Origin of the sequence: Aquabacterium sp. A3 (genome assembly GCF_038069945.1) — a bacterium.
Classification (GTDB): Bacteria; Pseudomonadota; Gammaproteobacteria; order Burkholderiales; family Burkholderiaceae_C; genus Aquabacterium.
In genome coordinates, this window is the sequence record NZ_JBBPEV010000001.1 from 1,861,979 (window position 1) to 1,881,477 (window position 19,499).

Annotated in this window: 17 protein-coding genes; 13 read left to right on the forward strand and 4 right to left on the reverse strand. The window is 65.8% G+C overall.

All coding sequences use genetic code 11. From position 1 onward, the window contains the following. The first annotated feature begins 4 nt into the window (after window positions 1-4). The 4 genes from WNB94_RS08155 to WNB94_RS08170 all read left to right on the forward strand — a co-directional run bounded on the left by WNB94_RS08155 (window position 5) and on the right by WNB94_RS08170 (window position 2,813). The gene (locus WNB94_RS08155) at window positions 5-457 is read left to right on the forward strand and encodes a PIN domain-containing protein (protein WP_341389585.1); all 453 of its coding nucleotides are present in this window, start codon (window positions 5-7) and stop codon (window positions 455-457) included. A gap of 80 nt (window positions 458-537) precedes the next feature. Beyond that, window positions 538-1,140, forward strand: coding sequence for a PEP-CTERM sorting domain-containing protein (locus tag WNB94_RS08160; protein WP_341389587.1), 603 nt, complete (start codon window positions 538-540; stop codon window positions 1,138-1,140). Window positions 1,141-1,239: 99 nt separating this feature from the next. Further along, window positions 1,240-1,758: a YceB family lipoprotein gene (locus tag WNB94_RS08165; RefSeq protein ID WP_341389588.1), complete on the forward strand. Its 519-nt coding sequence runs from the start codon at window positions 1,240-1,242 to the stop codon at window positions 1,756-1,758. 86 nt (window positions 1,759-1,844) lie between these two features. Continuing rightward, window positions 1,845-2,813 (forward strand): PaaI family thioesterase, encoded by a 969-nt coding sequence (locus tag WNB94_RS08170; RefSeq protein WP_341389589.1) that lies wholly within the window; start codon window positions 1,845-1,847, stop codon window positions 2,811-2,813. A gap of 12 nt (window positions 2,814-2,825) precedes the next feature. Here WNB94_RS08170 and WNB94_RS08175 read toward each other — a convergent pair whose 3' ends face one another. Further along, a complete protein-coding gene (locus WNB94_RS08175; protein ID WP_341389590.1) occupies window positions 2,826-3,629 on the reverse strand; it encodes an SDR family oxidoreductase in 804 nt (267 codons plus the stop codon). A gap of 102 nt (window positions 3,630-3,731) precedes the next feature. Here WNB94_RS08175 and WNB94_RS08180 point away from each other — a divergent pair, with 102 nt between their 5' ends. Beyond that, entirely contained in the window at window positions 3,732-4,793 is a 1,062-nt protein-coding gene (locus WNB94_RS08180) for an AraC family transcriptional regulator (RefSeq protein ID WP_341389591.1), read from the forward strand. 16 nt (window positions 4,794-4,809) lie between these two features. On the opposite strand, the gene WNB94_RS08185 is transcribed toward WNB94_RS08180, so the two are convergent. Further along, entirely contained in the window at window positions 4,810-5,265 is a 456-nt protein-coding gene (locus WNB94_RS08185; RefSeq protein ID WP_341389592.1) for a fasciclin domain-containing protein, read from the reverse strand. 108 nt (window positions 5,266-5,373) lie between these two features. Beyond that, a complete protein-coding gene (gene glpD, locus WNB94_RS08190; protein WP_341389594.1) occupies window positions 5,374-6,960 on the reverse strand; it encodes a glycerol-3-phosphate dehydrogenase in 1,587 nt (528 codons plus the stop codon). Window positions 6,961-7,095: 135 nt separating this feature from the next. On the opposite strand from glpD, the gene WNB94_RS08195 reads away from it, so the two are divergent. From WNB94_RS08195 to WNB94_RS08210, 4 genes are all read left to right on the forward strand, one after another. Beyond that, window positions 7,096-7,875, forward strand: coding sequence for a DeoR/GlpR family DNA-binding transcription regulator (locus WNB94_RS08195; RefSeq protein WP_341389595.1), 780 nt, complete (start codon window positions 7,096-7,098; stop codon window positions 7,873-7,875). A 9-nt stretch (window positions 7,876-7,884) separates the two neighbouring features. Continuing rightward, window positions 7,885-9,396, forward strand: coding sequence for a glycerol kinase GlpK (glpK, locus tag WNB94_RS08200; protein ID WP_341389596.1), 1,512 nt, complete (start codon window positions 7,885-7,887; stop codon window positions 9,394-9,396). 9 nt (window positions 9,397-9,405) lie between these two features. Further along, window positions 9,406-9,849 carry a PACE efflux transporter gene (locus WNB94_RS08205; protein WP_341389598.1) on the forward strand — a complete coding sequence of 148 codons (444 nt, stop codon included), beginning with the start codon at window positions 9,406-9,408 and terminating at the stop codon, window positions 9,847-9,849. A gap of 142 nt (window positions 9,850-9,991) precedes the next feature. Next, entirely contained in the window at window positions 9,992-10,870 is an 879-nt protein-coding gene (locus tag WNB94_RS08210) for an alpha/beta fold hydrolase (protein ID WP_341389600.1), read from the forward strand. On the opposite strand, the gene WNB94_RS08215 is transcribed toward WNB94_RS08210, so the two are convergent. Further along, window positions 10,857-11,519, reverse strand: coding sequence for a DUF502 domain-containing protein (locus tag WNB94_RS08215; protein ID WP_341389601.1), 663 nt, complete (start codon window positions 11,517-11,519; stop codon window positions 10,857-10,859). The two genes, WNB94_RS08210 and WNB94_RS08215, sit on opposite strands and share 14 nt — an antisense overlap. Window positions 11,520-11,773: 254 nt before the next feature. Here WNB94_RS08215 and WNB94_RS08220 point away from each other — a divergent pair, with 254 nt between their 5' ends. From WNB94_RS08220 to WNB94_RS08235, 4 genes are all read left to right on the forward strand, one after another. Then, a complete protein-coding gene (locus tag WNB94_RS08220) occupies window positions 11,774-13,549 on the forward strand; it encodes an N-acetylglutaminylglutamine amidotransferase (protein WP_341389602.1) in 1,776 nt (591 codons plus the stop codon). A gap of 19 nt (window positions 13,550-13,568) precedes the next feature. Beyond that, window positions 13,569-15,224: an N-acetylglutaminylglutamine synthetase gene (gene ngg, locus WNB94_RS08225; RefSeq protein WP_341389604.1), complete on the forward strand. Its 1,656-nt coding sequence runs from the start codon at window positions 13,569-13,571 to the stop codon at window positions 15,222-15,224. Continuing rightward, on the forward strand, window positions 15,221-16,348 hold the full coding sequence (locus tag WNB94_RS08230) for an osmoprotectant NAGGN system M42 family peptidase (RefSeq protein WP_341389605.1): 1,128 nt from the start codon (window positions 15,221-15,223) through the stop codon (window positions 16,346-16,348). Before ngg ends, WNB94_RS08230 begins: the two co-directional genes overlap by 4 nt. Window positions 16,349-16,494: 146 nt before the next feature. Next, window positions 16,495-19,461 (forward strand): right-handed parallel beta-helix repeat-containing protein, encoded by a 2,967-nt coding sequence (locus WNB94_RS08235; protein ID WP_341389606.1) that lies wholly within the window; start codon window positions 16,495-16,497, stop codon window positions 19,459-19,461. The last annotated feature ends 38 nt before the right edge of the window (window positions 19,462-19,499 follow it).

Below are 19,499 nucleotides of genomic sequence, written 5' to 3' on the forward strand. Positions count from 1 at the left end.
GCACATGAGCACCCGGCCTCCCGCAGACGGCGCCCCCATCGTCATCCTCGACACCAACGCCCTGCTGGATTGGCGGGTGTTCAAAGACCCGGCCGCGCACCCCATCGTGGAGGGCATCCTGAACGGCCGCCTGCGCTGGCTGGCCTGCCCCTCGATGGAGCAGGAGTGGCACCAGGTGTGGCCACGCAGCTATTTCAAGGATTGGCAACCCGACCCGATGCTGACGCTGACGGTGTTCCAGCACGCCACCTTCGTGGACGAGCCCCCACGCTGCAGCCTGCGCTGCAAAGACCCGGATGACCAGGTGTTCATCGACCTGGCGGTGCATGTGGGCGCACGCTGGCTGTTCAGCAAGGACGCGGCGCTGTTGAAGCTGGGGCGACGGGCGCAGAAGTTTCATGGGGTGCAGGTGCTGCCTTTGAGTGACGTCAGCCCCCTCCTACGAATGGGTGATTGACGCCAAATTGCACACCGTTGACAGTCCGCTACTGGGCATCAAAGATCGCCCAAACACCAACTTAATCAATGAGGGATGAGATGTTTAAAACCATCGCTGCAGCGGTATTGGCCATGGGTGTCGCCAGCACTGCATACGCCTCCAGCTACGAATATCACTTCCTGATGAATCCAGATGCTGATTCGTCAGAGGTTGCCTCGCCAGCACTGGATGTCAGCATCACATTCGGCTTCAACGACAACTTGCCCGCCTTCAGCATGGCAGTTCTGAGTGATTCTCAACACTGGCGGAACGGCAACATCTGGATGCTGGCGAGCTTCCAAGGGCAGACCGTGAATCTTGCGGATGGCCTGGATCCAGACCAGAGCGCCCTCGAGTTCGCAGAGGGCAGCGGCTCGATCGAGACTTGGCCCATGCTCAGCGAGTTCCTGGATGTTGATCTGCACCCATGGAGCCCGTTCGTTGCGGCGAACAACCTGCCCTGGGACCCCTTTGTGTATGGGCAGCTTGATGCTTACGATGACCAGCAGGACTTTCAGGACCTGTACTCCCTGTGGGCCAATGGAGATGTCTCCAGCTTGGCAGCGCACACCGTGGCCGTCCCTGAGCCGACAAGCCTGACCCTGACCGGGCTGGGACTGCTGGCACTGGCAGGATTGAGGCGCTGCCGGCGCCAAGTGTGATGGCATGATGGCGTCTCGCAAGACTTGTTCTTCATCACATTGATCACCACGCCCTCCGGACCGCCCCTCCGACGCTCGCTCCTGCTGTACGCATCGAGCATGTTGATCCTGACGGTGGCCGGCTGCGCCAGCCTGATGGGTCCGCGCACGGTCGAGATCAGCCAGGGTGAGTTGCTGGAGAAGTTGTCAGGCCAATTCCCGCTGACGCAACGGGTGCTGAACGTGCTGGATGTGCAGGCCCTGTCGCCCAGGCTGAGCCTGCAGCCCCAGGCCAATCGCGTGACGGCCACCGTGCCGCTGGTGGCGCGCGACCTGTTGCGCAGCCGCGAGCACACGGGAGAGGTGGCGCTGAGCTTTGGCCTGCGTTACGAGCCGACCGACCTCACCATTCGCCTGCGCGAGCCCAGGCTGGAGTCGGCCCGGGTGGCCGGGCTGCCCGAGCCATTGCAACGAGGCCTGACCCGTCTGGCAGGCTGGCTGGCCGAAGATCGGCTCAACGGGCAGGTGATTCACCGGCTGAAGCCCGAAGACCTGCGCAGCGCCGACCGCATGGGGTATGTGGTGCACGACCTGCGTGTGACGGCCTCGGGGCTGGCGGTGGACCTGCGGCCTCGCTGACGTTTGCGTCAGCCGCCTCCGTTTTGTGGACAATGGAGCCTTCGCGTTTTCCCTGACCCCTCCTCGCGTGAAACGGGTGGTTCCTCATGAGCATCTTCAACGGTGACAACCGCAAGGCCTGGGCCCAGGCCTTCATCTCCGGCATTCCCTACGCGGCGGCCTCTGGCATGCAGTTGGTGGACGTGGCCGAAGGTCGCTGCAGCCTGTTGCTGCCGGCACGCGCCACCTGGACGGGCGACAGCGAGCGCAGGCTGATCCACCCCGGCTGCCTGAGCGTGCTGGCCGACACGGCCTGCGGGGTGGCCGTGGGCTGCGCCATGGAAACGCTGGAGCCTTACGCCACGCTGGACCTGCGCATGGACTACCTGCGCCCGCCCGTGGCCGAAACCGACCTGATCTGCACCGCCGAATGCCACCGCCTGTCGCGCAGTGTGGCCTTTGTGCGCGGCGAACTGCACCAGCCTGGCCAGAGCGAGCCGGTGGCCACGGTGCACGCCACCTTCATGCGGGCCACGGCCAACACCCGTCGCAAGGATGCGGGCGCGGCGCCCAAGGCGCCCACCCCATCAGAGGCCGCGTCGGCCCTGATCGCCCCGGCCAGCATCGAGCCCAGCGCGGTGTTCGTGTCCACCCCCGACAGCACGGCCGAGACCTCGGCGCTGCCGGTGGGCCGCTCGCCCTATGTGGACTTCCTGAACATCCACCAGCAAACCCAGGTGGACGCCGGGCCCGTGTTTCGCATGCCCTTCAAGCCCGAGCTGATCGGCAACCCGGTGTTGCCGGCACTGCACGGCGGCATCCTGGCGGGCTTTGGCGAAACCGCCATGATCCTGCACCTGGTGCAAACCACGCCCGGCATCACCGGCGTGCCGCGCGGGGTGGACTTTGCCATCGCCTACATGCGGTCGGCCAAGCCCATCGACACCTTCGCACAGTGCACCACGGTGCGTCAGGGCAACCGCGTGGCCCTGGTGATGGTGTCGCTGTGGCAGGACGATCCCAGCAAGCCGGTGGTGCAGGCGCGCGGCCACTTCCTGATGCCGCGTGAGGACTGAGGCGCCCGACGCTCAGTAACCGGCCATGCGGGCTGTCACCAGCCGATTCATGAAGCCGGGAGACAGCTTGGACAGCGTCGCAAACAGCTTGGTCTGCCATCCCACCAGGTTGTGCACGGCCAGCCGTGAAGGCGGGGTGTTGGCCAGGCGCCAGACGGCGTCAGCCACGTCTTGTGGCCCCAGGCGGACGCCCAGTGTGGAGACGGTCTTCATGCGGCTGACCTCATCGGTCACCATGGCCGTGTTGACGAACAAGGGCAGCACGTCGACCACGCGGATGCAGTGACGGCGCCATTCGATGTCCAGGGCTTCGGTCAGGCTGCGAACCGCCGCCTTGGTGGCCGAGTAGGAGCCCAGCTCGGGCTGACCATACAGGGCCGAGGCAGAACACATGTTGATGACGCGGCTGCCCGGGGTGCGCTTCAAGAGTGGAAATGCCAGATGACAGCCGCTGACCAGCCCCTTGAGATTGATGTCGATGAGCCGGTGATGGCGGACCAGCTGGGCCTCTTCAAAGGGGCCCGTCACAGCCACGCCGGCGTTGTTGAACAACACGTCCAGGCGGCCCGCCGTGCGTTGCTCAAAGGCCGCAAGCGCCATGACCCAGTCGTTCACCGAGGTGACATCCAGTCGCGCGGTGATGCACTGCTCCGCGCCCCAAGCCTGTTGCAGCGTTTGCAAGCCCGCCTCGTCCACGTCATACAGCCCCACGAACCAGCCGGCGCGTAAAAAGTGCTCGGCCACGGCACGACCGATGCCTGCGGCGGCGCCCGTGACGAACAGGGTGGGACGGGTGGCGTGGGAGGTGTTGGACATGGTGTGGATGTGGTGCATCACATGAATGACGATGACACAGCTTAGGCTTGGCGGGTCTGACCTGTCTTGACCGGCACGGTTGGGCATTTAACAATTTCGTCCATGCTGGCCCCCGCCGTCGATCCAGAGTTCCGCCGCCTGTACATCCGAGATGCCATCCAGGGCATGGTGCCGCACACCTTGGTGGCCGTGCTGAGCAGTCACCTGCAGCAGCACGGCGTGGACCCCGCCACCGTGCTGCCCGCCGAGGCCCTGAAGCCTGGCGCGCATCATCTCGGGCGCATGCCCGCTGAGGCCTTCTGTCAATGGCTGCTGCGGGCGGCCGAGCGGCTGAACGACCCGCTGTTGGGGCTGCACCTGGGCCAGCACATCCAGCCCGCCCATTTGGGTGCGCTGGGCTATGTGCTGCTGGCCTGCGACAGCCTCGGGGCCGCGCTGTTGCGCATCCAGCGCTACCACCGCCTGCTGAACGACATCAACCCCATTCAGCACCATGTCGAAGATGGGTGCATGGTGCTGCAGTGGGGCGTGAGCCGGGGCCGGCCGGGGGCGCTGTTCGACGAAACCGGGATCACCGCGATCGTGCAGTTTGCGCGGGTGCTCATCGGCCAGGCGATGCCCGTGCGTGGCGTGGACTTTGTCAACCCGCCGCCCGGCCCGGCGTCACAGGCCCAGTTTCACGCGTACTTTGGTGCGTCGGTGCGCTGGAATCAGCCGGTGACCCGGCTGCTCATCCCCATGGCGCTGCTGCAAACCCGGTTGCATCAGCCCGACCCGGTGCTGCGGGGCTTGCTGGAAGCGCAGGTGGATGCCGCACTGGCCCACCTGCCAGAACCAGGCGACCTGGTGGAGCTGACACGGCGGGTTGTGAGGCAATTGGCGCCGCACGGCATGCCCGAACTGGATCGGGTGGCGGCGGAGCTGCAGCTGTCGCCGAGGGTGCTGTACCGCCGACTGGCTGAGCGTGGCCATCGGTTTCGCAGTCTGCGAGACGGGGCGCTCAAAGAGCTGGCCGAGCTGCACCTGTCGGATCTTCGGCTGACGTTGGCCGAAGTCAGCGAGCTGCTGGGCTACACCGAACAAAGCGCGTTTTCACGCGCCTTCAGGCGATGGTCCGGGGTGTCGCCCATGCAGTGGCGGCGTCAGGGGCAAGGCGCCACCTGAACGCCACGCAGCACGCTCACTTGGGCATGATCACCGTGTCAATGACATGGATGACGCCGTTGCTGGCCTCCACATCGGTGGCAACCACCTTGGCGTTGTCCACCATCACGCCACCGGTGGTGCTGATGGTGATCTCGCCGCCCTGCACGGTCTTGACCTGACCGGGCTTCACGTCCTTGGCCATCACCTTGCCCGGCACCACGTGGTAGGTCAGCACGGCGGTGAGTTTGGCCTTGTCCTTGAGCAGCGCATCCAGCTGTGCCTTGGGGATCTTGGCAAACGCCTCATCGGTGGGCGCGAACACGGTGAACGGGCCTGGGCCCTTGAGGGTGTCCACCAAACCAGCAGCTTGCACGGCGGTCACGAGGGTCTTGAACGAACCGGCCGAGACGGCGGTGTCCACCAGGTCTTTGGCGTGGGCACTCACCATGGTGCCGAAGGCCAACACGGATGCCAACAGTGCTTTTTTCATGGGCTCGATCTCCTGAAGTGACGCGGCCAAAAGTGACCGCCAGCCCACTGTAGTCGGATCAGCCGAATTAAATTACCAATCAGTAATTTAATGTACCACTTGGTAGGGTTATTGGGGTCGAACCGAGGTCAGCCACCTGGCCACGGCCTCGCGGCCGGCCGAATCCAGGTGCAGCCCCAGCTTGGAGCGCCGCCACAGCACGTCGTCGGCCGTGCGTGCCCATTCGTGGGTCATGAGGTGGCGCAGTTCGCGCTCGTGCAGGCCGGGGGCCACCTCGGCGCCCAGGTCGGCGGTGTGGCGCACGCCGTCCAGCAAGTCAAGGGCCGCACTGCCATAGCTGCGCGCCCAGCGGTTCAGCAGGGCCGGGTTGAGCCCGGGGTGGCGCGCCTGCAACCACTGGGCCCACTGCCGGTGCGCCCGCCCGGGCTGGGCCGGCTGCCCCATGGCCTGGCCCAGGTCGCCCCCCGGCAGGGTGGCTGACGCGGTCCAGTCGGGCCGCTGTTCGCCCAGCAAGGCCCCCACCTGGCCGGCCGCCTGCTCAGACAGCACCCGAAAGGTGGTCAGCTTGCCGCCCCACACCGTCAACCAGGGCGCGGGCGCCGTGTGCGTCTGCAGTTGGTAATCCCGCGTGACGGCCGCCGCGTTGCCGCTGGCGTCGTCAAGCAGGGGCCGCACGCCGGCGTAAGCCCACACCACGTCGGCTGGCGTGATGGGTTGCGCCAGGTAACGACCCAGCTCATGGCAAAGGTACTGCACCTCGTCCTCAGAGATCGCCACCCGGCCCGGGTCATCGTGGTGCTCGACGTCGGTGGTGCCCACCAGGGTGAAGTCGTCTTCGTAGGGAATGGCAAAGATGATGCGCCGGTCCTGCCCCTGGAAGATGTAGGCGTGGTCATGCTCAAACAGCTTGCGCACGACGATGTGGCTGCCCTTGACCAGGCGCAAGCGCCCGCTGGAGGCCGGCTGGACCGACCCCTGAGGCGGCACGGCCATCACCTGGCGCAGCAGGTGCTCGGCCCAAGGGCCTGCCGCATTGACCACACACCGGGCGCGCACGCGGGTCTGCGCGGTGGCCTGTCCGGTGTGCGCATCGCGCGACTGCAGCTCGGCCCGCCAGCCATCGGCATGGGCCTGCAGGCGCTCGCAACGGGTGCGCGTGAGGATGGTGGCGCCGTGCCGCTGAGCATCCTGGGCGCACAGCACCACCAGGCGGGCATCGTCCACCCAGCCATCGGAGTACACGAACCCGCAGCGCCAGCCCGGCTGCAGTGGCCGCCCCAACGCACTGTGCTGCAGGGCCACGCCGTGGCTGCCCGGCAAAAATTCACGCTGGGCCAGGTGGTCGTACAGCCACAGCCCCAGGCGGATCATCCAGGCGGGCCGCATGCTGGCATCATGGGGCAGCACGAAGCGCAGGGGCCACATGATGTGGGGCGCGCTGCGCAGCAGCACCTCACGTTCTTGCAGCGCCTTGCGCACCAGTCCAAACTCGCGGTATTCGAGGTAACGCAGCCCGCCGTGGATGAGCTTGGTGGAGGCCGACGAGGTGTGGCTGGCCAGGTCGTCCTGTTCGCACAGCACCACCCGCCACCCCCGGCCTGCCAGGTCTCGGGCGATGCCCACGCCATTGATGCCGCCGCCCACCACCAGCACGTCTGCGGTGACATCGGGGGCGGCAAGATTTTGTTCGAACATGATCGAATCGTATCGTATTTGATCGTTTCGATTCGTTTCTGATCGAAAACAACCGGGATTTTTCGGATAATCTGCACGATCACCCCGTTCATCAGCATGCCCGGCCGCCGGGCACATCGTCAGGAGACCGCGTCCATGCCCACCGCCACCTGGAGCCCCAACCCCCGGCAGCTTGCCCTGCTGGAAGAGGTCAAGACCCGAGGTGCGGTGTCGGTCGAGCGTCTGGCGCAGCGCCTGAACGTGACCATGCAGACGGTGCGCCGCGACGTGCAGCGGCTGTCCGAGGCGGGCTTGTTGCAGCGCTTTCACGGCGGGGTCAGCCTGCCACGCGAGGTGCCCCTGGGCGGCGCCTGGAAAGAGCGCCAGGCCTTGCGCGCCGACGCCAAAGCCCGCATTGCGCGCTCGGTGGCCGCCGCCATCCCCCCGGGCAGCAGCCTGATGCTGGGCATCGGCACCACGGTCGAGGCCGTGGCCCGCGCGCTGCTGGACACGCCCGGGCTCACCGTGGTGACCCACAACCTGCACGTGGCCAACCTGCTGAGCGAGCACCGCGACTGCAAGGTGCACATCGCCGGGGGCGTGCTGCGCGGCCGTGACAGCGCCCTGGAGGGTGAGAGCACGGTGGCCTTCCTGGAGCAGTTCCGGGTGGACTTCGCCATCATCAGCACCCTGGGCGTCGACCCCGACGGCACCCTGCGCGATCGCGACCTGCGCGAGCTGCCCGTGGTGCAGACCCTGATGCGCCAGGCCCGCGAACGCTGGCTGGTGTCCGATGTCAGCAAGTTTGGCGAAGCCGCCCTGGCCAAGGTGGCCCACCTGCAAGACATGACGCGCGTGTTCACCGAAGCCCTGCCCCCCGCGCCTTTCGCGCAGCACATGCAGGAATGGGGTGTGGCGCTGACCATCGCCTCCTGAGGTACACCCATGACCTACCTCCTCGCCCTGGACCAGGGCACCTCCAGCTCTCGCAGCATCGTGTTTGATGCGCAAGGCCAGATCCTGGCCAGTGCGCAACAAGAGATCCACCAGCACTACCCTCAACCCGGCTGGGTGGAGCACGACCCGCTGGAGCTGTGGACCACCCAGCGCGACACCGCCCACCAGGCGCTGGCGATGTTGCGGGCGCAGGGGCACGATCTGACGCAGGTGCGGGGCATCGGCATCACCAACCAGCGCGAGACCGTGGTGCTGTGGCGCCGCGACACGGGCCAGCCCGTGGCCCGGGCCATCGTCTGGCAAGACCGCCGCACCGAGGCGCGCTGTGCCCAGTGGCGCCAGCAGGGCCTGGAGCGCATGATCCGCGACAAGACCGGCCTGGTCGTCGACCCCTATTTTTCGGGCAGCAAGCTGGCCTGGCTGCTCGATCACGTGGACGGCGCCCGTGCCGCCGCCGAGCGCGGAGAGCTGGCCTTCGGCACCGTGGACACCTGGCTGCTGTGGCAGCTCACGCAGGGCCGCGTGCACGCCACCGACGTCAGCAACGCCTCGCGCACCATGCTCTTCAACATCCACACCCTGTGCTGGGATGACGAGCTGCTGGCGTTGATGAACATCCCGCACTCGGTGCTGCCGCAGGTGCACGCGTCCAGCCACCTGTTTGGCGAGGTCGCACCCTCGGTGTGGGGCCTGGACGGCGTGCCGGCCCTGCCGGTGGCGGGCATCGCGGGCGACCAGCAGGCGGCCCAGTGCGGCCAGGCCATGTTCGCCCCCGGCCTGGCCAAAAACACCTACGGCACCGGCTGCTTCATGTTGATGCACACCGGGCATGAGGCCCGCACATCGGGCAATGGCCTGCTGACCACGGCCGCCGCCCGGATCGGCAGCCAGGCCGACTACGCCCTGGAAGGCAGTGTGTTCATCGGCGGTGCCGTGGTGCAATGGCTGCGCGACGGATTGAAAGCCATCCGCGCGGCCAGCGAGGTGCAGAGCCTGGCCGAAAGCGTGCCGGACGCCGGTGGCGTCATGTTCGTGCCCGCCTTCACCGGACTGGGCGCGCCCTACTGGGACAGCGACGCCCGGGGCGCCATCGTCGGGCTGACGCGGGGCAGCACCGTGGCCCACATCGCCCGTGCCGCACTCGAATCCATCGCCTTCCAGAGCGCCGCACTGTTTCAGGCCATGAGCCGGGACGCGGCCGCCGGAGGCCGTGCCGTCAGCGAGTTGCGCGTCGACGGTGGCGCCTGCGTGAACAACCTGCTGATGCAGTTTCAGGCCGACCTGCTGGGCATCCCGGTGGTGCGCCCGCAGGTGGTGGAAACCACCGCGCTGGGCGCGGCCTACCTGGCCGGCCTGGCCACCGGTGTGTACCCCGACACCTTGGCGATTGCCCGCCTGTGGCAGGCCGAACGCACCTTCTACCCCACCCTCTCCCGCGAGCGCGCCGCCGAGCTGATGGGCCAGTGGGAGCACGCCGTGCGTCAGTCCTGCGCCCGCTGAGCCACCACCATGCCGCCACGCATCGGCACCCTGCAAGGGGTGCGCCGCAAGCTCATCCACGCCACCCTGTACGAGGCCATCGCCATCACGGTGGTGACCGTGGCGGTGATGCTCTTCAGTGGGCACGGGCTGGCGCACGCCGGCGCCCTCGCGGCCCTGACCTCGGTGGCCGCCGTCAGCTGGAACATGGTCTTCAACGCGCTGTTCGAAGCCTGGGAGCGCCGCCAGGCCGACCGCACCCGCACCATCCAACGCCGCGTGGCGCACGCCTTCGGCTTCGAAGGCGGGTTGATCCTGCTGACCGTGCCGCTGATCGCCTGGTGGCTGGACATGAGCTGGTGGGCCGCGCTGGTGGCCGACATTGGCCTGGTCGTCTTCTTTCTGATCTACACCTTCGTCTTCAACTGGGTGTTTGATCACGTGTTCGGCCTGCCCGACAGCGCACGCGGCTGATCCGCCGCCGCAGGCACCAAGGGAAACCCTGGGGCCCGCCTGTCGCCCAGACCACCACCCTTGTCGCGCACGCTGCCATGGCCCGGCCCGGTCATCGCTAGGATCAGAGCTTGCCTGTGTTTGCCCCCACCGCGCCACCACCATGCCCACCCTGCCCTTTCAGCGTCTGACGGTTCAAGGCCCCGATGGCGTGCTGGCCGTGCGCCGGTGGGGACGCCGCGACCGGCCGGTGGTGCTGTGCGTGCATGGCTACCCCGACAACAGCAGCAAGTGGGAGGCCGTGGCCACCTGGCTGGCCAACGACTACCAGGTGGTGGCCTATGACGTGCGCGGCGCCGGGCAGTCCTTCAAGCCCACGGCCACCCAGGCGTATGCCCTGGCCCGCCTGACCGAGGACTTCCGCGCCGTGATCGACGCCGTCAGCCCCAACGCCCCCGTGCACCTGGTGGGGCACGACTGGGGCTCGGTGCAGTGCTGGGAGTTCGTCACCGACCCCAGCCTGAAGGGCCGCATCGCCTCGTACACCTCGTGTTCCGGGCCCTGCCTGGACCACGTGGGCCACTGGATGCGCGACCGCCTGCGCCAGCCCAGCCTGCGCGGCATGGGCCAGATGGGCCTGCAACTGATCAAGAGCTGGTACGTGTACCTGTTTCACCTGCCCTGGGTGCCCGAGCTGCTGTGGCGTGCGGTGCTGGGGCGGCAGTGGCACCTGGTGATGCGCTGGCTGGAGCGCACCCCCGTGCCGCCGCGAGACGGTCAGGCCGATGACGGCCGCTTTGGCGTGAACCTCTACCGCGCCAACTTCCTGCCTCGGCTGATGCACCCCGGTCAGCGCGTGGCCCACGCCCCTGTGCAAGTGCTGGTGCCCACGGGCGACCGCTTCGTCAGCCCCTCGCTGAGCGAAAACCTCGACCGCTGGGCCCCCTCGCTGCAACGGCACGAACTGAAGGCAGGCCACTGGATCACGCTCAAGCAGCCCGAGCTGTTTGCGCAGGCCGTGCGCCAGTTCATTTCGGCTTGAGCACCCCGACGCCGGCCAGCACCTGACTGCTGGTCACGCCCATCGACACGTAGATGCTGGTGAGTCCGTCCATGCCCACCTCGGCCGGTGTCACCCAGGTCTCGGGCACGTACAGCAGGCCGCCCCCGACGGGCACCGGTGCGGTGGGCACCAGCACCGCGCGGTAGCGCTGACCATCCAGCACGATGGGGTCCGGCGTGGACAGCAGCCCCAGCACCTTCACGCCCCCTTCACCGCCAAAACTGCACCACACCGGGCTCATCGACTTCAGGCCGTCGTCTTCACGCTGGCTGAGCATGTCCACAAAGCGGCTGATGAGGTCGTACACATTGCGCACCAGGGGGATGCGCCGCACCACCCCATTGACCAGCCGGGCCAGGCCCCGCTGCAGTTCCGCCTCGACCAGCAGCCCCAAGGCAAACACCCCCAGCACGATGATCAAGGCGCCCAGGGCATAGCCCAGCAAGGCCGAGCCTGACAGGCCAATGCCCAATTGCACGAACACCTGACCCACGAGGCTGTTGGGCCCCAGCCAGTCGTACAGCAGCCGTCCCAGCCAGATGAACACCGCCGCAGTGGCGAACAAGGGCAAGGCGGCCAGCAGGCCCGCCACAAAGGTGCGGGTCAACTCGCGCAGGGATCGCTTCATCAGCATGGGCAGGCAGGGCAAACGGCACGGCAAGACTGCCGCCTGCGCATTATCGCGAGCCCCCACCATTCCTGCAGGCATCCGGTGCGCGGCTTGCCTTCAGTGCAATACATTTGTACAATAGTATTTTTCGATCCGTCGTCGCCGTCTGATCGTTGTCGATCACTGATCGCGCCGGCGGGTGCCGAACACCTTGCCGTTCCTGGCCCGTCGCTGTCCGGGCCCACCGGCGCCACAAGAGAGGAGTCCTGTCCATGTGTGGCTTTGTCGGTGTCCGTCGTTTTGACGGGCGCGCCCCTGATGCGGCGCTGTTGCAGCGCATGTCCGATGTGATCGCCCCCCGCGGTCCCGATGCCCACGGCATGTTCCAGCAAGGCGCCTTTGCCGTGGCCCACCGCCGCCTGAAGGTCATCGACCTCAGCGAACACGCCCAGCAACCCATGGTCGACCGCGATCTGGGCCTCACCCTGGTCTTCAACGGCTGCATCTACAACTACCCCGAACTGCGCGCCGAACTGCAACAGCTCGGCTACCGTTTCGCCTCCAGCGGCGACACCGAGGTCGTGCTCAAGGCCTTTCATGCCTGGGGCCAGAACGCCTGGCAGCGGCTGCACGGCATGTTCGCCGTGGTGGTGCACGAGCGCGACACCGGCCGCCTCACCCTGGCGCGTGACCGCTTCGGCATCAAGCCGCTCTACGTGGCGCAAACACCGGGGGGCCTGCGCTTTGGCTCCAGCCTGCCTGCCCTGATTCAAGACCCCGAGATCGATCGCAGCATCGACCTCATGGCCCTGAACCACTACCTGTCGTGGCACGCCGTGGTGCCCCCGCCGCTCACCTTACTCAAAGGCGTGCGCAAGCTGCCACCAGGCACCAGCCTGACCATCGATGGCGAAGGCGAAGGCACCCTGCACACCTGGTGGCAACTGCGGGTCGAGGCCGACCCCGAGCTGGCCGCCATGCCCACCATCGAACGCGAAAAGCTGGTCGAGCAGGCCCTGCGCACCGCCGTGCAGCGCCGGGCGCTGGCCGATGTGCCGGTGGGCGTGCTGCTGTCCGGTGGCGTCGACAGCAGCCTGATCGTGGCCCTGCTGGCCGAGATGGGACAGCCCGGCCTGCAAACCTTCTCCATCGGCTTTGACGCCGCCGGTGGTGAGGCCGGCGACGAGTTCAAGTACTCCGACATGGTGGCCCAGCGCTTTGGCACCGACCACCACCAGATCCACATCCCCACCAGCGAACTGATGGACGCGCTGCCCGGCACCATCGGCGCCATGAGCGAGCCCATGGTGAGCTACGACAACGTGGCCTTCTACCTGCTGTCGCGCGAGGTGGCCAAGCACACGAAGGTGGTGCAAAGCGGCCAGGGCGCCGACGAGGTGTTTGCGGGCTACCACTGGTACCCGCACCTGGCCCAGGTGACGCCGCAGGACGCGGCCGCCGCCTACGAGCAGGTGTTCTTTGACCACACGCCCGATCAACTCAGCAGCTTGCTGCAACCCGTGGCGCATCAGCCCGGCATCAGCCAGGCCTATGTGGAGCAGCACTTCCGCAGCATTGGCGGCAGCCCGCTGGAAAAGGCCCTGCACCTGGACACCACCGTCATGCTGGTGGACGACCCCGTCAAGCGCGTGGACAACATGACCATGGCCTGGGGCCTGGAGGCGCGCGTGCCCTTCCTGGACCACGAGCTGGTGGAGCTGGCCGGGCGCCTGCCCGAGGTCGACAAGCTGGGCGATGGCGGCAAGGGCGTGCTCAAGTCCATCGCACGGCGCCTGCTGCCCACCGAGGTGGTGGACCGACCCAAGGGCTACTTTCCCGTGCCCATCCTCAAGTACATCGACGGCCCCGTGCTGGACATGATCCGCGACACCCTGGGCAGCCGCGCCGCACTGGAGCGCGGCCTGTTCCAGCGCGACGCCATCGCCACCTTGCTGGCCCACCCCGCCGAGCACCTCACGCCCTTGCGCGGATCACGCCTGTGGCAAGTCGCCTTGCTGGAGATGTGGATGCAGCACCACCGCGTGTGAGCCGGCCCCGAGACACGACATGACGCCCAACACCATCATCGACTGCGGCTGGGGCCGCCTGCTCATGGGCCAGACCTTCGCCACCCAGCGCGAGCTGGTCGACGCCCTGGTGGCCGAAGCCCCGCGCCAGCGCGACGTGGCGCTGTACGCACAAGACCCCCACGTGCTGGTGGCCCTGGCGCCGCAACAGCTCTTTCTGGACCCCTCACACACCTTTCGCCTGCCGCTGGCCCGCATCGCCCAGTGGGCGCCCCTGAGGCAAGGCCCGGGCTGGCATGTGCGCCAGGCCACGCCAGATGACGAAAGCGCGATCAACCGCATCTTGCAGGCGCGGCACATGGTGCCGGTCTGGGATGGCTTCATGCGGCACGCGGCCGCCCAGCTGGAAGACGCCTTGAGCATCCTGGTGGCCGAAGAAACCGACACGCACCAGGTGGTGGGCGTGGTCACCGGCGTGGACCATGTGGCCGCCTGCGACGACCCCGAGCATGGCTGCAGCCTGTGGTCGCTGGCCGTGGACCCGCAGTGCGTGCGCCAAGGCATCGGCCTGGCGCTGGTGCAGGCGCTGGCGCGGCACTACGAGGCACGCGGGCTGCACCACATGGACCTGTCGGTCATGCACGACAACACCCAGGCCATCGAGCTGTATGACAAGCTCGGCTTCGAGCGTGTGCCCATCTTCTGCGTCAAGAACCGCAACCCCATCAACGAAACCCTCTACGTCGGCCCCGACAGCGACGAAGGCCTGAACATCTACGCCAAGATCATCGTCAAGGAGGCCCGCCGCCGCGGCATCCACGCCGAGGTGCTGGACGCCGAGTACGGCTACTTCAAGCTCAGCCTGGGCGGGCGCAGCATCACCTGCCGCGAATCGCTGTCCGAGCTGACTTCGGCGGTGGCCATGAGCCGCTGCGACGACAAGCGCGTCACGCGGCGCGTGCTGGCCGCCGGTGGTGTGGCCACGCCCGAGCAACTGGTGGTGGGCTGCCCGGGCGAGCTCGAAACCTTCCTGACCCAGCATCCCCGCGTGGTGGTCAAACCGGCGCGTGGCGAACAAGGCCGGGGCATTTCGGTGGACGTGCGTGGGCTGGCCGATGTCAGCCGCGCCATCGATGCGGCGCGCAAACACTGCGACGACGTGATCGTGGAAGAAATGGTGGCGGGCGATGACTTGCGCATCGTCGTGATCGACCACCAGGTCGTGGCCGCCGCCACGCGCGAGCCTGCCCGCATCGTGGGCGATGGCCAGACCGACATCCGCACCCTGATCGAACGCCACAGCAAGCGCCGCGAGGCCGTCACCCACGGCGAAAGCCGCATCCCGCTGGACGCTGAAACCGAGCGCTGCGTGCGCCTGGCCGGGCACCACATGGACAGCATCTTGCCGGCCGGCGCGGTGCTCGCGGTGCGCAAGACCGCCAACCTGCACACCGGCGGCACCATCCACGACGTCACTGCGCAGTTGCACCCACACCTGCGCGAAGTGGCCGAAAAGGCATCGCGCCTGCTCGACATCCCCGTGGTGGGCTTTGACTTCATGGTGCCCCGCGTGGACGGCGACACCTACTGGGTGATCGAAGCCAACGAGCGCCCCGGCCTGGCCAACCACGAACCGCAACCCACGGTGCAGGCCTTCGTGGACCTGCTGTTTCCCCAGACCAGGACACCCTCATGAGCATGCCCCTGATCAACCCGGCCTACCTGCAATCGGTGCTGCGCCGGCTGCTGGAAACGCCCAGCCCCTCGGGCATGACCGACGCCGTGGTGCGCCTGGTGTGCGACATGCTTGATGAACTGGGCATCAGCTACCAGCTCACGCGCCGAGGTGCCATCCGCGCCATCATCCCGGGCAGCCGGCCCAGCCCCAAGCGTGCCGTGGCCAGCCACCTCGACACCCTGGGGGCCATGGTCAAGGCGCTCAAGCCCAATGGCCGTGTCTCGCTGGCGCCCATCGGTTTCTGGACCTCGCGCTTCGCGGAGAGCGAGCGCGTCACCATCTACTCCGACTTTGGCAACATCCGTGGCACCGTGCTGCCCCTGAAGGCCTCAGGCCACACCTTCAACAAAGAGATCGACACCCAGCCGGTGGACTGGTCACAGCTGGAGGTGCGCCTGGACGAGCGCGTCAGCAACGTGAGCGAACTCATGCGCCTGGGCGTGCGCGTGGGCGACACGGTGGCCTTCGACACCCGCACCGAGTTCGGGCCCAACGGCTTCATCAACTCGCGTTACCTGGACGACAAGGCCGGTGTGGCCAGCGTGCTGGCCGCCGCCGAAGCCATCCTGCGCCACGGGCAACCGCTGCCGCTGGACGTGCTGCTGCTGTTCACCATCTCGGAAGAGGTGGGCGTGGGCGCCTCGCACGTGCTGCATGGGGGCGATGTGTCCGAGCTGATCTCGGTGGACAACGGCACCGTGGCCGAAGGCCAGAACACCTCGGAGTACGGCGTGACCATCTCGATGATGGACAGCAGCGGCCCCTTCGACTGGCACCTCACGCGCCACCTGCTGCAACTGTGCCGCAACCACGCCATCGAGCACGCGCGCGATGTGTTTCGCTACTACCGCAGCGACGCGGCCTCGGCCGTGGAGGCGGGCAACGACATCCGCACCGCCTTGCTGTGCTTTGCCTGCGATGCCTCGCACGGCTACGAGCGCACGCACGAAGAATCACTCATCTCGCTGGGCCGCCTGCTGGCCGCCTACATGCTCAGCCCGCCGCTGTTTGAGCGCGACGACAAGGCCTTGGGGCCGCTGGGCGACTTCCCGCCGGCCGAGGGGCAGATCACGCCGGAGTGATGGTGTAACCGCAATCTCAAGGCTGAGCACTGCAAACCAGGGCGGTAACACATAGCAACTGCGGATCAAAACACGTCGCCAGGATGGTGGACCGCAGCGTACCCTGTTTAGGATCTTTACCTATTCAATTAAACGCAGGTGATCCGATGAAACACGGTATACGCAGCGCCCTGGGTGCCTGTTTGGCGACTTTTTTGCTGACTGCATGTGGTGGCGGTGGCGATGCATCCACGTCCATCAATGACGACTCCACCAACAGTCGCGCAGCCCCCGCAGCCATTGCCCCCGAAACCTCCGATGACGTGGTGCTTTGGGTTGCGCCCAGTATGTGGGATGCCACGCGCCTCCTGATCCGCACGTCCCGCTACAGCTGGTTTCCAACCACCATTAATTTGGATGACCTGCCCACCTACGTAGCAAACCACAGTTGGACCAAGAGTGCCGGCGCCTCGGGTAGTCTGCGTATCAAGTTCGAAGACGGCGTATACCGTATGCAACAAGGCTGGGTATGGCCAGCCACCGCATCCGGCAAGGACGCCAGTCGCCAGGTGGTACTGGAAAAGGCTGCCAGTGGCGATGTGCTGATCATGGGTTCGCGTCAGTTGGCGGCGACCTACCGAACCGCCAACCGCAAAGTAGCTCTGAGTTCAGAGGGCCTGCAATTTGATCAATTGTGGGTGGAGGAGGTCGCAGGACAACCTACCCGCGCAATTCGCGCTCGCACGCCCAACGCTGGGAGCTTCTTCTGGGTGAAAGGCCCTGCCTTAGGCTGGCCCACCAGCCCCAGCGACCCCACGGTGGTGGCACGGATGAAAGACGCCCCGACCACCGATGAGTTGATCGAGGTGAGCAAGCAGGCTTTCCAGGCTGACCCCAATAGCTTGGCCCTGCTGTCACAGATTGTTCAGCAGACAGACACTGATGCCGTTCTGCAGTTGATGGACAGTTGGCAAACAACCAAACACCGCATGACGGAGTTTGATCAGGACGGTCAACGCGTGCGCTTCAGCCCCGCCACCTACTGGCCTGTTGGTCAGCATGGCCACGGCCAGCGCTACTTCATTGAGAACACGCTGTCTGCTCTGGATGCGTCAGGCGAGTGGTTCCTGCAACGCAACGGCAATACACTGCACTACATCCCATCAGCCAGTGTGAGGGACCAAGCCAAACTTCGGTTTGAAGTGCCCGTGGTATCCAAGTTGCTGGTGATGGAGGGCAATGCAGCTAACAACCAATGGGTGCAGTATGTCCAGTTTAAGGGTTTGAAGTTCAGATACGCGAAGGGCGAAGCGCCCAACCATGCACAACGCAATCATGTGAACTACGGTTATGTCGACACACAGGCCGACGTGTATGTAGGAGCCGCGATTGAGCTGAACCATGCCCGGCACATAGAGTTTTCAAATATCGAAGTGTCTCGCACAGGGGGCTACGCGCTTTGGATGAATGATCGGGTTCGTGATGTCCGCGTGGAAGGCTCCGAAATGTATGACCTGGGTGCAGGCGGGGTGAAAGTGGGCAAGGCCCGCAGCCCCTTTGTTGATTCCCATGACATAGAAGATGCTGCCAATCCCCTGACCACTGGCGCGATCACGCTGACAGGCAACCGTATTTATCGCACCGGGCATGACTACCCGGGTGCGGTGGGCGTCTGGATCGGGCGCAGTTCTGGCAATACGGTCACTGACAACCTGATCAGAGACACCACTTACACGGGCATCTCGGTCGGCTGGCGGTGGGATACGGCCAACTCGCTGGCCCATGGCAACCAGATACGCAACAACTTCCTCTACAACATCGGGCAAGGTGCGCTGTCTGACATGGGCGGGGTGTACTTGCTGGGGCGTGCACCAGGCACCGTGGTGTCTGGCAATGTGATTAAAGAAGTACGCTCATACGAAGGCTACACAGGCGGCAGTAACGGTATCTATGCCGATGAGGGCTCGTCTGAGTTACTGGTGACTGGCAACATCGTGCTTGGCACCGATTCCAGTGGCTTCTCCCTACACTATGGTGAAGAGAACCGGGTTGAAGACAATGTGTTCGCCAACACGCGCTATAGCTTTGGGATCGGAAAGCGCGCTATAGGCAATGAAATCGTGTCTTCCGCAGTGCCTTTGCGTCTGACAAGCAATTCGCTATTGCCTAATCGCAATGACTTCGTGGCATTGTCAAACGATGGCACGCTGATGGCCCGACCACATGGCGAAGTACCGTACTGGCTGGACCCAGTACCTGTGATGGCTTCGAATACCGTGTCGGCGCAGTATCTGCCAAGCGGTACCGCACTGCAGATCCCGACATCGCTGTGCACAGGCTGTAGCGCCTCGGCCAGTTTGGCCGTAACGGATACTGGACCGCTGCGGGTGCCCAGCGTGACAGGTAAAGTCTTGAACCCCGGCGTAAACGTCGCACGCTCGTGGGATACCGCAAGCTTGGCCAATGTGGTCTCGGCCTCGCGGATGTGGTCGACCAGCCTGGCCGCCATCCCGCCGCGCATCATGGACTTCAGGGCATCGCAGTGGCCGCTACCGACTGAACAAGTTCAAGGCTGGCAGGTGATCAGCGACAGCAACTTCTTGCTGGACTCCAATGATCAGAACAAACCGCTGACCATCCGCCAATCAGCAGATGGAACGCCAGTGCTTGCACTGGTGGATACCCCTAGAGCCGAGCAGCGAAGTTATGAGCCCTACATCCAGAGCTGGATGAAACATGGCAGCGGTACCACCACCATCGAGTTTGAAGCCCGATTTGGACCCGATACGAACCTGACGCACGAATGGCGGGCTGACGACAGCGGCGCTGTGAGCGGCCCGGTGGTCCGCTTTGTATCGAACGGTGCTGCTGTGGATGTGCTGGCCAACGATATACGAGTGACCTCGGTACCGCATGGGCAATGGGCCAAGGTGGCGATCACATCGCCCATCATGGCTGGCGCCCGATGGAGCGTCACGGTGACGCACAGTGGGCAAACCTTCACCCAAGGCAACCTGACGCCGCGCAACAGCAACTGGTCGTATTTGGGGCCGTTCCTGTTCATTACGTACAGCAACACTTACACCACGACCGAATTCAAGTCGGTGCTGGTAACCAACTCCGCTTGGCATTAAGGCATTCAGGCCACACATCGTGGCCCTGAACCGCCTTC

Coding starts and splice junctions, on each gene's coding strand:
- WNB94_RS08185 (WP_341389592.1), bottom strand. CDS start 5,265: ATGAAAAAAGCACTGTTGGCATCCGTGTTGGCCTTCGGCACCATGGTG.
- WNB94_RS08195 (WP_341389595.1), top strand. CDS start 7,096: ATGCCCACCGCCACCTGGAGCCCCAACCCCCGGCAGCTTGCCCTGCTG.
- WNB94_RS08160 (WP_341389587.1), top strand. CDS start 538: ATGTTTAAAACCATCGCTGCAGCGGTATTGGCCATGGGTGTCGCCAGC.
- WNB94_RS08170 (WP_341389589.1), top strand. CDS start 1,845: ATGAGCATCTTCAACGGTGACAACCGCAAGGCCTGGGCCCAGGCCTTC.
- WNB94_RS08210 (WP_341389600.1), top strand. CDS start 9,992: ATGCCCACCCTGCCCTTTCAGCGTCTGACGGTTCAAGGCCCCGATGGC.
- glpK (WP_341389596.1), top strand. CDS start 7,885: ATGACCTACCTCCTCGCCCTGGACCAGGGCACCTCCAGCTCTCGCAGC.
- WNB94_RS08205 (WP_341389598.1), top strand. CDS start 9,406: ATGCCGCCACGCATCGGCACCCTGCAAGGGGTGCGCCGCAAGCTCATC.
- WNB94_RS08165 (WP_341389588.1), top strand. CDS start 1,240: ATGTTGATCCTGACGGTGGCCGGCTGCGCCAGCCTGATGGGTCCGCGC.
- WNB94_RS08220 (WP_341389602.1), top strand. CDS start 11,774: ATGTGTGGCTTTGTCGGTGTCCGTCGTTTTGACGGGCGCGCCCCTGAT.
- WNB94_RS08215 (WP_341389601.1), bottom strand. CDS start 11,519: ATGAAGCGATCCCTGCGCGAGTTGACCCGCACCTTTGTGGCGGGCCTG.
- ngg (WP_341389604.1), top strand. CDS start 13,569: ATGACGCCCAACACCATCATCGACTGCGGCTGGGGCCGCCTGCTCATG.
- WNB94_RS08155 (WP_341389585.1), top strand. CDS start 5: ATGAGCACCCGGCCTCCCGCAGACGGCGCCCCCATCGTCATCCTCGAC.
- glpD (WP_341389594.1), bottom strand. CDS start 6,960: ATGTTCGAACAAAATCTTGCCGCCCCCGATGTCACCGCAGACGTGCTG.
- WNB94_RS08175 (WP_341389590.1), bottom strand. CDS start 3,629: ATGTCCAACACCTCCCACGCCACCCGTCCCACCCTGTTCGTCACGGGC.
- WNB94_RS08230 (WP_341389605.1), top strand. CDS start 15,221: ATGAGCATGCCCCTGATCAACCCGGCCTACCTGCAATCGGTGCTGCGC.
- WNB94_RS08235 (WP_341389606.1), top strand. CDS start 16,495: ATGAAACACGGTATACGCAGCGCCCTGGGTGCCTGTTTGGCGACTTTT.
- WNB94_RS08180 (WP_341389591.1), top strand. CDS start 3,732: ATGCTGGCCCCCGCCGTCGATCCAGAGTTCCGCCGCCTGTACATCCGA.